Origin of the sequence: Variovorax boronicumulans, assembly GCF_009811375.1 — a bacterium.
Classification (GTDB): Bacteria; Pseudomonadota; Gammaproteobacteria; order Burkholderiales; family Burkholderiaceae_C; genus Variovorax; species Variovorax boronicumulans.
The window spans coordinates 3,322,743-3,335,111 of the sequence record NZ_BKDH01000001.1 but is presented as its reverse complement, the minus strand read 5'-3'; the positions used below and the strand labels follow the sequence as shown (position 1 = coordinate 3,335,111).

The window sequence follows — 12,369 nt, the reverse complement described above, 5'->3', positions numbered from 1 at the left end:
CTGTACTGACCTGTCTGGTACGGTACAGCCCCCATGAAGAAAACGATCCGACTGACGGCAGCCGCGGCGCTGCCGATGCTCTTTCCCGCCCTGGCTTTCGCCGCCGATTTCGACGGTGCCGCGCTCTCGCCGCTGTGGGGCGTGCCGTTCGCCGGCATCCTGCTGTCCATCGCGCTGCTGCCGCTGGCCACGCCTTCGTTCTGGCATCACCACTACGGCAAGATTTCCGCCGCCTGGGCGCTGGCCTTCCTGCTGCCTTTTGCCGCGACCTACGGCGCGGGGCTGGCGGGCGTGCAGCTGGTGCATGCGCTGGTGGCCGAGTACATCCCGTTCATCATCCTGCTCACGGCGCTGTTCACCGTGGCGGGGGGCATCCACATCCGCGGCAACCTGCACGGCACGCCCGGGCTCAACACGGCGATCCTGGCCATCGGCGCGGTGCTCGCGAGCTTCATGGGGACCACGGGCGCCTCGATGCTGCTGATCCGGCCGCTGATCCGGGCCAACGACAACCGGCAGCGCAAGGTGCACGTGATCGTGTTCTTCATCTTCATCGTGTCGAACGCGGGCGGCTCGCTCACGCCGCTGGGCGATCCGCCGCTGTTCCTCGGCTTTCTCAAGGGTGTGGGCTTCTTCTGGACCGCGCAGCACATCCTGCCCGAGACGATCTTCATCCTGGCCGTGCTGCTGGCGCTGTTCTATGCGATCGACCGCCACTTCTACCGCAAGGACGGCGTGCTGCCCGTCGACCCGACGCCCGACACCCCGCGCCTGGGCTTCGACGGCGCGGCCAATTTCTGGCTCTTGGGCGGCATCGTCGCGCTGGTGCTGCTGAGCGGCTTCTGGAAATCGCCCGTGGTGTTCGACGTGTTCGGCACCGAGGTCGGCCTGCCGGGCCTGGTGCGCGACGTGGGGCTGGCGCTGATCGCCATCGTCTCGTACAAGCTCACGGCGCCCAAGGTGCACGCCGACAACCAGTTCGAGTGGGGCCCGATGGCCGAGGTGGCCAAGCTCTTCGCCGGCATCTTCCTGACCATCATCCCGGTGATCGCCATGCTCAAGGCCGGCACGCAGGGCCCGTTCGGCGCCATCGTCGCGGCCGTGACGCGCGCCGACGGCCAGCCCGACCCGGCCATGTACTTCTGGGCCACCGGCATCCTGAGCTCGTTCCTGGACAACGCGCCGACCTACCTCGTGTTCTTCAACACGGCGGGGGGCGACCCGGCGGCGCTCATGACCACCTATGCCAGCACGCTGGCCGCCATCTCGGCGGGCGCCGTGTTCATGGGCGCCAACACCTACATCGGCAACGCGCCGAACCTGATGGTCAAGGCCATCGCCGAAAGCCGCGGCGTGCGCATGCCCAGCTTCTTCGGCTACATGGCGTGGTCCGGGGCGATCCTGGTCCCGCTGTTCGTCCTGTGCACCTTCATCTTCTTCCGTTGATCCTTCCAGCCCTTCAAAGAAAGAGACACGTTCCATGAGCAGCAAGCCCAAGATCCTGGTCGCGCGCGCGGTGTTCCCCGAAACCCTCGCGCGCCTGGCGCAGCATTTCGAGGTCGAGTCGAACCAGGCCGACGAGACCTGGAGCAAGGACCAGCTCATCGCGAAGCTGCAAGGCAAGCAGGGCGCCTTCACCACCGGCAGCGAGCGCATCGACGCCGCGGTGCTCGACGCCTGCCCCGAGCTGAAGATCTGCGCCAACATGGCCGTGGGCTACAACAACTTCGACGTCGACGCCATGGCCGCGCGCGGCGTGCTGGGCACCAACGCGCCCGACGTGCTGACCGAGACCACGGCCGACTTCGGCTTCGCGCTGCTCATGGCCACCGCGCGCCGAATCACCGAGAGCGAACACTTCCTGCGCGCGGGCAAGTGGGAGAAGTGGAGCTACGACATGTTCGCCGGCTCCGACATCCACGGCTCGACGCTGGGCATCATCGGCATGGGCCGCATCGGGCAGGGCATCGCCAGGCGCGGCGCGCACGGCTTCGGCATGAACGTGATCTATCACAACCGCTCGCGCCTCGACGCCACGCTCGAGGCCGAGTGCAAGGCCCGCTACGTCGGCAAGGAAGAGCTGCTCAAGACCGCCGACCACGTCGTGCTGGTCGTGCCGTACTCGCCAGCCTCGCACCACACCATCGGCGCGGCCGAGATCGCGCTCATGAAGCCGACCGCCACGCTGGTCAACATCGCGCGCGGCGGCATCGTCGACGACGCCGCGCTGGCCGTGGCGCTGCGCGAGAAGCGCATCGCCGCCGCCGGCCTCGATGTGTTCGAGGGCGAGCCCAAGGTCCACCCCGACCTGCTCACCGTGCCCAACGTGGTGCTCACGCCGCACATCGCGAGCGCCACCGTGCCCACGCGCCGCGCCATGGCCGACCTCGCGGCCGACAACCTCATCGCCTGGGGCACCGGCAAGGGACCTCTGACGCCGGTCACGCCGGTGCCAGCGGCCACGAAGTAACCCGAAACCTGACCGCGAGCGCGACACGCCCCCACCTTGGAACTGACGGATCTGATTCTTCTCGCACTGGCCGCACTCGCCGTGGTGCAGCTGGTGCTGGTCATCTGGCTGCTGGCCCGCCGGCCACCCGCACCCGACCACAGCGAAATGTTGGGCGTGCTCGCCGCCATGGGCCGCGCCAACGAACGCACCGAGCGCGAGCTGCGCCACGAGATCGGCGAAAGCTCGCGCGGCGCACGTCAGGAAACCGCGCAGGCCTTCGCCACCTTCCAGCAGTCGCTGGTGCAGCAGGGCGCCGAGGCCACGCGCACGCAGAACGCGCAGCTCGACGCCTTCGCGCTGCAGCTCGCGTCGCTGCAGAAGACCCTGGCCGACACGCTGAACACCCAGCTGCAGGGGCTGAGCGAATCGAACGCGCGCCGCCTTTCCGAGGTGCGCACGACCATGGAAACCCAGCTCGCCCAGCTGCAGCAGAGCAACACCGCCAAGCTCGACGAGATGCGCAAGACCGTCGACGAGAAACTGCAGAGCACGCTCGAGGCGCGCCTGGGCGAAAGCTTCAAGCAGGTGGCCGACCGGCTCGAGCAGGTGCACAAGGGCCTGGGGGAGATGCAGACGCTGGCCGTGGGCGTCGGCAGCCTGCAGCGCGTGCTGACCAACGTGAAGACGCGCGGCGTGTTCGGCGAGGTGCAGCTCGAAGCGCTGCTCGAGCAGGTGCTCACGCCCGAACAGTACGCGCGCCAGGTCGAGACCAAGCCGCGCAGCGGCCAGCGCGTCGACTTCGCGATCCGGTTTCCGGGGCGCGGCGACGACGGCGCGCCGGTGTGGCTGCCGATCGACGCCAAGTTTCCGCGCGACGACTACGAACGCCTCATCGACGCCCACGAGCGCGCCGATGCCGCCGGCGCCGAGGCCGCGGCCAAGGCGCTCGAGACGCGCATCCGTGTCGAGGCCAAGTCGATCGCCGAGAACTACCTCGCGGCACCGCACACCACCGATTTCGCGATCCTGTTCCTGCCGGTCGAGAGCCTCTACGCCGAGGTGCTGCGCCGCCCCGGACTGATGGACGCCATCCAGCGCCAGCACCGCGTGACGCTGGCCGGCCCGACCACCTTGCTCGCCATGCTCAACAGCCTGCACATGGGCTTTCGCACGCTGGCGCTGGAGCGCCAGGCCTCCGAGGTCTGGAAGGTGCTGGGCGCGGTCAAGACAGAGTTCGAGCGTTACGGCGAATGGGTGGCGCGCATCAAGGAGCAGGTGGCCAAGGCCTCCGACACCATCGACAAGGCCGACACGCGCGCCAAGCAGATGCGCCTGGCGCTGCGCAAGGTCGAGGCCTTGCCCGAGGCGCAGTCGCAGGCGCTGCTGCCGCCCACGGCCGACACTGACAGCGAGGCCGACGACACCCCGTGAAAGGTTCTGAATTGCTGCGCGTCATCGTGGCGCAGGTCTGTTTGCACGCCACGATGGCGGGCATGCGGCTCGCCACACCGCTGCTGGCGCTGCAGCAAGGCTACAGCGCAGCGGCCGTCGGCTTGCTGATCGCGCTGTTCGCGCTGACCCAGGTGTTTCTTGCGTTGCCGGCCGGGCGCTTCGCCGACCGGCACGGGCTCAAGCGCCCGCTGTGGCTGTCGGTGATCGCGGCTTCGGGTGGGGCAGGGCTGGCGCTGGTTTTTCCGGTGTTTCCGGTCATGTGCATCGCCGCGCTGCTGACCGGCGGCGCCACCGGCGCGACCGTCATCGCGCTGCAGCGGCACGTGGGCCGCTCGGCCACCGACCCGACGCAGCTCAAGCGCGTGTTCAGCTGGCTGGCCATCGCGCCGGCGGCGGCGAACTTCGTCGGGCCCTTCCTGGCCGGGATGCTGATCGACCACGCCGGCCGCGCGCCGGCCGACCTGCTGGCCTTCCGCATCTGCTTCGCCGTGATGGCCTTCCTGCCGCTGCTGTGCTGGCTGCTGGCGCGCGGCGCGCACGAGCCGCCGCGGGTGGCGCCGGTGCCGGGCGCCGCGCCCACGCGGGCCTGGGACCTGCTGCGCGAGCCGATGTTCCGCCGCCTGCTGTTCGTGAACTGGCTGCAGTCGTCGAGCTGGGACGTGCACGCCTTCGTGCTGCCGGTGCTGGGCCACGACCGGGGCATCAGCGCCTCGGTGATCGGCTCCATCCTCGGCGCCTTCGCGATCGCCGCGGCAGTCATCCGCATCGTGTTGCCGCTGATCGCGTCGCGTGCGTCGGAGCGCAGCGTGATCCTGAGCTCGACCGTCGTCACTGCGGCCGTGTTCGCCATCTACCCGCTGCTGAATTCACCGTGGACCATGGGCATCTGCTCCGTAGTGCTGGGCTTCGCGCTCGGCGCGGTGCAACCGATGGTGATGAGCATGCTGCACCAGATCACGCCGCATGCCCGGCACGGCGAGGCGCTGGGACTGCGGCTCATGACCATCAACGCGTCGAGCGTCGCGATGCCGATGCTGTTCGGCTCGCTCGGCGCGCTGATCGGCATTGCCGGCGTGTTCTGGGTGGTGGGCGGCGTGCTGGCGCTGGGCGCCAAGGCAACCTGGGGATTGAAGCTGTGACGGCGGTTTGAATCCCACGTTGCAAATGACAGTAATTCTCATTTGATTGACAAAATACTGACTCAAAGTCAGTATCGACGCCTTCTTTCTTCCTGACCCGAAGGCGTCCATGGACTCCCATTCCCCGTCGGCGGCTGCCGACCCACGCCGCCGCCTGGCCCTGGTGGCGGCGGTCTACCTCGGCAGCTTCATCGCCACGCTCGATGTGAGCATCGTCAACGTCGCGTTGCCCACGCTGCAGCGCGCGCTCGCCACCGACCTGGCCGGGCTGCAGTGGGTGATCGACATCTATGCGCTGTGCCTGTCGGCCTTCATGCTGTCGGCCGGCCCGATCGGCGACCGCTACGGCCGCAAGCGCGCCTGGCTGGCCGGCGTGGTGGTCTTCACCGTGGGCTCGGCGATGTGCGCGATGGCGTCGGGCCTGCCGATGCTGCTGGCGGGCCGCGCGGTGCAGGGCGTGGCGGGTGCGCTGATGATTCCGGGCGCGCTGTCGCTGCTGGCGCACGCCTTCCCCGAGCCGGCCAGCCGCGCGCGGGTGATCGGCGGCTGGTCGTCGTTCACGGCGCTGTCGCTGATCCTCGGGCCGATGCTCGGCGGGCTGCTGGTGGACCACGCGGGCTGGCAGAGCATCTTCCTCATCAACCTGCCGATCGGCGTGCTGACCGTGGCGCTGGGCATGTGGGGCCTGCGCGAGTCCTCGCACCCCGAGCATGCGGCGCTCGACCCGGCGGGGCAGGTGCTCAGCGTGCTCTGGCTGGGCGCGTTGACCTACGGGTTCATTGCCGCAGGCGAGCACGGCTGGGGCTCGCGCCATGCGGTGGTCGCGCTCGTCGCGGCGGGTGTCGGACTGGCGCTGTTCCTGGCGGTGGAGGCGCGCGTGGAACGGCCGCTGCTGCCGCTGGCGCTGTTCCGCGACGCGCGCTTTTCGGTCACCAACTTCGCCTCGTTCGTGCTGGGCTTCTCGACCTACGCCAGCCTGTTCTTCTTCTCGCTGTTCCTGCAGCAGGTGCAGGGCTGGTCGGCCAGCGAGACCGGCTGGCGGCTGGTGCCGCAGTTCGTGGCGACGGGCCTCGTGGCCTCGCAGTTCGGCCGGCTGGCCCGCCGCTTCGAGGTGCACACGCTGATGGTCGCGGGCTACGGACTGATCGGCGTGGCGATGCTGCTGCTGACGCTGTTCTCGGCCGACACGCCGTACCTGCCGCTGGCGCTGCTCTTCGTGGCGCTGGGGGCGGGCGCGGGCCTGGCCGTGCCGGCCACGAGCACGGCGGTGATGGCCTCGGTGCCCGCGCAGCGCTCGGGCATGGCCTCGGCCACCATGAACGCGCTGCGCCAGGGCGGCATGCTGATCGGCATCGCGCTGCTCGGCACGCTGATGCGCACGCGCGCCACCGCGCTGATGGCCGAGTCGCTCGCGCGTGCCGGCGTGCCCGATGCATCGCAAGCGGCCGTGGCGGCGGTGTCCCGCCACGACCTCGGCGCGCTGGTCGTGCTCGACGCCGGCATGGCGCAGCGGCTGCTGAGCGATGCGCTCGCGGGCGGCTTCCACGCCGCGATGGCCTGCGCCGGCGTGGCCGGCCTGGTGGCGGCGGGGCTGCTGCTGCGCGTCAGGCCGCGGGCCGCCGCGCTCGCCGCCCCCACGCGCGCCTGAGCTGTTCGCCATGCCCGCCGTCCGCATTCCCTTCCTGCGCCGCAGTGCCCGGCGCCTTCCGGTTGTCTACAAGGAGTCTTTCATGATCCGTCACGAACTCAGTCAATGGCCGCTGGTCATCAGCGTGTCCGCAGGCCTGCAGACGCTGGAAAGCCTGCAGGCCTTCACCGAAGACTGGAACCGCTGGCTCGACCGCGGCGAGCCCTTTGTCTCGCTGCGCGTGTTCGCGGACGCCGATGCGCTGGTGCATCCCGAGGGCAGCGCCCAGAGTGCGAAGCAGTGGCTGCAGGCGCGCGGCGCCGACATCCGCCGCCATATGATGGGCATGGCGAGCGTGGTGCCCGCCGACCAGTTCGAGAAGATCAGCAAGATGAACGTCGAAAAACTCTTCGGCATTCCCGCGAGCACCTTCGCCCGCACCGACGAGGCCCTGGCCTGGCTGCGCGAGCGCGTGCTGGCCCCGCGCGGCCTGCGTCTCGATGCTGCGGCCGTGCACGCCGCCATCGACACGGCACGCGCCGGTGCCATGGCCGGTTCTTGACCATGACAAGCAGCAGCCCCGACGACGCTCCCGCCACCGCCGCACGCCGCCGCACCAAGGCGCCGCAGACCCGCGCCGTCGCGCTGATGGACGCCGCCGAGCAGCTGTTCATCGCCAAGGGCATCCCCGCCACCAGCATCGACGACATCGCCGCCGGCGCGCAGGTGGCCAAGGGCACCTTCTATCTGTACTTTCCGTCGAAGGAGGCGCTGCTCGGCGCGCTGCAGCAACGCTTCGTCGACACCTTCTGCGCGCGCCTGCAGGAGGCGATGGATCGCCACGCGTCGGGCAAGCACCGTGCGCGGCTCAAGGCCTGGGTGGAAGCGGGGCTGGAGACCTACCTGGACAACGTCGCGCTGCACGACGTGGTGTTCCACGAGTACCGGCCCGAGGACCGGCGCATGCGCAACGACAACGTCGTCATCACGCAGCTCGTGACCCTGCTGAAGCAGGGCGACGCCGCGGGGGTGTGGGAGGTCGAGGACGCGACGCTGACGGCCGTGATCCTCTTCAATGCGCTGCACGGCGTGGCCGACGATGCCGTGGCCATGGGGCCGCACGCGAACCCCGTGGCCGACCGCCGCCGTCGCGCCCGCGCGCTCACGCGTTTCTTCGAGCAGGCCCTGCGGCCCGACGACAGCGACGACGCCTGAAAGGGGTTTGCGGTTTTTTCGTGGAACACCGCGGAACCGGCTTTGCCGGGCCGCTGGTGTTGCCCCCGGTAGGGGGTTGGCGAAGCGACACGAAGTGCGCGTAGCCTGGGGGCGAGCTCTACAGCTTGTAGAAACGTTTGATCGCGTCCCACGCGTCTTCGGGCGCGTCGACGTATTCGAAGAGCTTCACGTCGCCCGGCGAGATCACGCCTTCGTCGACCAGGAAGTCGAAGTCGATCAGCTTCTTCCAGTAGTCCGAGCCGAAGAGCACGATCGGCACCGGCTTCGACTTCTTGGTCTGCACCAGCGTGATCACCTCGAACAGCTCGTCGAGCGTGCCGAAGCCGCCCGGGAACGCCACCAGCGCCTTCGCACGCATCATGAAATGCATCTTGCGGATCGCGAAGTAGTGGAACTTGAAGCTCAGCGCCGGCGTGACGTAGGGGTTGGCTTCTTCTTCCATCGGCAGCGCGATCGCCAGGCCGACCGAGAGGCCGCCGGCTTCGTGCGCGCCGCGGTTGGCCGCCTGCATGATGCCCGGGCCGCCGCCGGTGCACACGAAGAGCTTGTCCTGCGGTTCCTTCTTCTCGCTGTACTGCGCGACCAGCTTGCCGAAGGTGCGTGCCTTCTCGTAGTAGTGCGAGTTGCGCGAGAGCCGGCGCCAGCGCTCGGCCAGGGCCGTGTCGCCGGCCGCCTCGGCCTGCGCGACCAGCGCGGCGGCTTCGTCTTCGCTGCGGAAACGCGCGCTGCCGAAGACCACCACCGTGTTCTCGATGCCGTGGGCGCGCTGCTCCAGGTCGGGCTTCATCAGCTCGAGCTGCATGCGGATGCCGCGCGTTTCGCGGCGCAGCAGGAATTCGGGGTCGGCAAAGGCCAGGCGCGAAGGATCGGGATCGAGGGGCAGGCCCCGGTCGGAATGGGACTGCAGCGTGGCCCAGGCATCGGCCAGGCGCTTGTCGTGAATGTTGTGCGTGTTGTTCATGAAACGGTCGTCGAACGGAATTGGCTTGGCATTGTGCGCCGATGCAACCCGCGTGCCCGCCAACGAAAAAGGCTCCTTGCGGAGCCTTCGTCGTGGTGGTGGTCAGCCGGGTGCAGACGCGCTCAGACGCGCTTGCGGTATTCGCCGGTGCGGGTGTCGATTTCGATCTTGTCGCCTTGCGACACGAACAGCGGCACGCCGACTTCGAAGCCGGTGGCGATCTTGGCAGGCTTCATGACCTTGCCCGAGGTGTCGCCCTTGACGGCCGGCTCGGTCCAGGTGATTTCGCGCTCGACGCTGGTGGGCAGTTCGACCGAGATGGCCTTGCCGTCGTAGAACACCACTTCGACGGCCATGCCGTCTTCGAGGTAGTTCAGGGCGTCGCCCATGTTCTCGGCTTCGACTTCGTACTGGTTGTACTCGGCGTCCATGCAGACGTACATCGGGTCGGCGAAGTAGGAGTAGGTGCACTCCTTCTTGTCCAGCACGATCTGGTCGATCTTGTCGTCGGCCTTGAAGACCACTTCGGTGTTGAAGTTGGCGATCAGGCTCTTCATCTTCATGCGCACGGTGGCGCTGTTGCGGCCGCCGCGGCTGTATTCGGTCTTGAGGACGACCATCGGGTCCTTGCCGTGCATGATGACGTTGCCGGCGCGGATTTCTTGAGCGATTTTCATATCAGGTTCTCTGGATGTTGGCCGCTCGGTGCGCGGGGCCCTCGGCGCTGCATGCCGTCGTATCTGGCCCCGCCGTACATGTCCCGCGGCAGGTTTGGCGAAAGGCCTCCCCGACCGTGGCGGCCAGGGCTGAATTCCGCAAAGCCCGCTATTTTAGCTTTTTCCGGCGACCAGCTGCCGCAACTGGGCCAGCAGATCGTCCTGCGCGAGCAGCCTGCCGCGCGCCGCACGGGCGGTTTCGCGCCAGGCGTCCAGCGGGCCGGGCGCGGGCAGGGGCGCGTCGCCGAAGCCGTTCCAGGCGTGGTGAAAAAGCCGCAGCCCCGGCGGGGCGCCGAGCCAGTCGAGCCAGGCGTTGAGCTTGACGTGGTGCGCGTCGTCGTCCTGCGGGTAGATCTGCCAGACCAGCGGCGCGCCGGCCCAGAGGGCGCGCACCAGCGAGTCTTCGCCGCGCGCGAAGTTGAGGTCGCAGGCCCACAGCAGGTGATCGAAATCTGCCTGGCTGAGATAGGGGAGGTATGAAATTGATAGCGAACCCCGGCCGCCCGGCGGGCGATCGGGCGTGTCGGTGTTCGCAAGGCAGGCCTGCACCGCATGCGCGGCCCGGCCCGCGGTGACGAGCAGCCGCGTGGGCACCGGGTCGGCGGCCAGCTGGGCGAGCAGTGCGGCCAGCGCGGGCGGCTCATAACAGAAGAGCGACACCAGGCGCTCGCCTTCCTGCCAGGGAATCTGCTGCGCCTGCAGCCAGCGCGCCCGGTCGAAGCGCGCCTGGCGCGTCATCAGGTCCGGCTCGCGCAGCAAGCCGCCGGTCGCGGGCGTGAAGCCCGGGTAGAAGAAACGTTTCGTCTGCCCGGCGCCTGGGCCCTTGAACACGGGCGAGGGCAGCCGGTGGAGTTTCTCGACATAGGGCTCGGCCGACAGGTACTCGAGGTTGATCCAGGCCTGCGCAGGGCCCGGGGCCTGCGCGAAACGCGCGATGAGTTCCGGCTCCGGGTCGCAACCGAAAGCCTCGACCAGCACCTCGGGCGCCGGGTCGGCGACGGCGCGGCGCACGGCTTCGGCGTCGGACCAGTCGATCACCTGCACGCCGTCGCAGCCGGCCGGCGCCATCCAGTTCAGTGCCGTCGGGTCGTCGACCCACAGCCGCGCGCGCTCGCCCGCCGCCGCCAGCTGGCAGGCCAGGCGCCAGCAGACGCCCAGGTCGCCGTGGTTGTCGATGACCTTGCAGAAGATGTCCCATTGCATGCGCGTGCCCATGGCCGCGAGTGTGCCTGTCTTCGCGGTCGCTCAGGCGCGGGCGAAAACGGGGCCCGCTTGCTATGCTGCCCCTCGCCACAACAACCATCGGAGAGAGCCAGACCATGAGGATGCAGACCCGTCGCCGTTCGTCGTTTTCTTCTTCGCCCTTGAGCAGCGCCAAACGCGGCGTGCTCGCGCTCTCGCTGGCCCTGGCCGGCATCGCCGGCGCCCAGGCCCAGACCGCGCCGCTCACTGCGCAGCAGCAGCGCTTTCGCGAGATCTACAAGGAACTGATCGAGATCAACACCACCCACTCGGTGGGCGACAACACGGTCGCGGCGCGGGCCATGGAAAAGCGGCTGGTCGACGCGGGCTTCGCGCCCGGCGACATCCAGATCTTCGAGCCCTTCCCGAAGAAGGGGAACCTGGTGCTGCGCTTCAAGGGCGACGGCAGCAAGAAGCCGCTGCTGCTGCTGGCCCACATCGACGTGGTCGAGGCCCGCCGCGAAGACTGGAAGACAGACCCCTTCAAGCTGCAGGAAACCGGCGGCTACTTCACGGCGCGCGGCGCCATCGACGACAAGGCCATGGCCGCGGCGCTGGTCTCCGTGCTGGGGCAGCTCAAGCAGGAAGGCTTCAAGCCCAAGCGCGACATCATCCTGGCGCTCACCGCCGACGAGGAGCGCGGCGACGCGCTGAGCAACGGCGCCTTCTGGCTCATCAACAACAAGCCCGAGCTGCTGCAGGCCGAGTTCGGCATCAACGAAGGCGGCGGCGGCGAGCTGCGCGGCGGCAAGCCGAACCTGCACCGCATGCAGGTGGCCGAGAAGATGTACACCACCTACATGCTCGAGGCGCGCGACGTGGGCGGCCACAGCTCGGTGCCGACCAAGACCAACCCGATCTACGCGCTCTCGGCCGGCCTGGAGCGCCTGGGCAACTACGCCTTCCCGATCAAGCTCGCGGACGTCACCAAGACCTACTTCGCACGCAGCGCGCCCTTTGCCACCGGCCAGCTGGCCGACGACATGCGCGCCATCGGCAGCGGCAACCCCGACGCCGGCGTGCTCGAGCGCATGACGGCCAACCCGGCCTACAACGCGCAGCTGCGCACCACCTGCGTGGCGACGATGGTGCAGGCCGGCCATGCCGAGAACGCGCTGCCGCAATCGGCCAAGGCCACGGTCAACTGCCGCATCCTGCCGCACGACGATCCCGAGGAGGTCGAGCGCTTGCTGACCCAGGCCGTGGGCAACGACAAGATCGTGGTGCGCAACATGGGCAAGCCGCTGCGCAGCCCGGCCTCGCCGCTCAACGGCGACCTCGTGAAGACGGTCGAGACGCTCACGCAGCAGATGTGGCCCGGCGTGCCCTTGGTGCCCGCCATGAGCACCGGCGCCACCGACAGCCGCTTCCTGCGCAACGCCGGCATCCCGATGTACGGCGTGACCGGCATGTTCCTGGAGCCGGCCGATGCGCGCGCGCACGGGCTGGACGAGCGCATCGAGATCCAGCGCCTGTACGACGGGCGCGAGTTCCTGTACCGGCTGGTGTCGGAAGTCGCGAAGTAAATAGATAGATAAGTGATC

At 68.8% G+C, this 12,369-nt stretch carries 11 protein-coding genes; 8 read left to right on the top strand and 3 right to left on the bottom strand.

What is annotated here, in order from left to right; all coding sequences use genetic code 11:
* Nucleotides 1–33: 33 nt before the first annotated feature.
* From VHAB30_RS15375 to VHAB30_RS15345, 7 genes are all read left to right on the top strand, one after another.
* Entirely contained in the window at nucleotides 34–1,446 is a 1,413-nt protein-coding gene (locus VHAB30_RS15375; RefSeq protein WP_159277575.1) for a sodium:proton antiporter, read from the top strand.
* Nucleotides 1,447–1,480: 34 nt separating this feature from the next.
* Complete coding sequence (locus VHAB30_RS15370; RefSeq protein WP_159277574.1) at nucleotides 1,481–2,470, top strand: 2-hydroxyacid dehydrogenase; 990 nt, start codon at nucleotides 1,481–1,483, stop codon at nucleotides 2,468–2,470.
* Between the two features lie 42 nt (nucleotides 2,471–2,512).
* Complete coding sequence (locus VHAB30_RS15365) at nucleotides 2,513–3,883, top strand: DNA recombination protein RmuC (RefSeq protein ID WP_159278359.1); 1,371 nt, start codon at nucleotides 2,513–2,515, stop codon at nucleotides 3,881–3,883.
* Nucleotides 3,880–5,043: an MFS transporter gene (locus VHAB30_RS15360; RefSeq protein ID WP_159277573.1), complete on the top strand. Its 1,164-nt coding sequence runs from the start codon at nucleotides 3,880–3,882 to the stop codon at nucleotides 5,041–5,043. Before VHAB30_RS15365 ends, VHAB30_RS15360 begins: the two co-directional genes overlap by 4 nt.
* Before the next feature lie 109 nt (nucleotides 5,044–5,152).
* Entirely contained in the window at nucleotides 5,153–6,691 is a 1,539-nt protein-coding gene (locus tag VHAB30_RS15355; protein WP_159277572.1) for an MFS transporter, read from the top strand.
* An 82-nt stretch (nucleotides 6,692–6,773) separates the two neighbouring features.
* Nucleotides 6,774–7,232: a hypothetical protein gene (locus tag VHAB30_RS15350; protein WP_095950973.1), complete on the top strand. Its 459-nt coding sequence runs from the start codon at nucleotides 6,774–6,776 to the stop codon at nucleotides 7,230–7,232.
* A 2-nt stretch (nucleotides 7,233–7,234) separates the two neighbouring features.
* Complete coding sequence (locus VHAB30_RS15345; RefSeq protein WP_159277571.1) at nucleotides 7,235–7,885, top strand: TetR/AcrR family transcriptional regulator; 651 nt, start codon at nucleotides 7,235–7,237, stop codon at nucleotides 7,883–7,885.
* 118 nt (nucleotides 7,886–8,003) lie between these two features.
* Here VHAB30_RS15345 and VHAB30_RS15340 read toward each other — a convergent pair whose 3' ends face one another.
* From VHAB30_RS15340 to earP, 3 genes are all read right to left on the bottom strand, one after another.
* Nucleotides 8,004–8,867, bottom strand: a complete 864-nt coding sequence (locus tag VHAB30_RS15340; protein WP_070059745.1) for an LOG family protein — start codon at nucleotides 8,865–8,867, stop codon at nucleotides 8,004–8,006.
* 122 nt (nucleotides 8,868–8,989) lie between these two features.
* Complete coding sequence (efp, locus tag VHAB30_RS15335; RefSeq protein ID WP_062479082.1) at nucleotides 8,990–9,544, bottom strand: elongation factor P; 555 nt, start codon at nucleotides 9,542–9,544, stop codon at nucleotides 8,990–8,992.
* A 153-nt stretch (nucleotides 9,545–9,697) separates the two neighbouring features.
* Entirely contained in the window at nucleotides 9,698–10,798 is a 1,101-nt protein-coding gene (gene earP / locus VHAB30_RS15330) for an elongation factor P maturation arginine rhamnosyltransferase EarP (RefSeq protein WP_159277570.1), read from the bottom strand.
* A 104-nt stretch (nucleotides 10,799–10,902) separates the two neighbouring features.
* On the opposite strand from earP, the gene VHAB30_RS15325 reads away from it, so the two are divergent.
* Nucleotides 10,903–12,351 carry a M20/M25/M40 family metallo-hydrolase gene (locus tag VHAB30_RS15325; protein ID WP_159277569.1) on the top strand — a complete coding sequence of 483 codons (1,449 nt, stop codon included), beginning with the start codon at nucleotides 10,903–10,905 and terminating at the stop codon, nucleotides 12,349–12,351.
* Nucleotides 12,352–12,369: the final 18 nt, after the last annotated feature.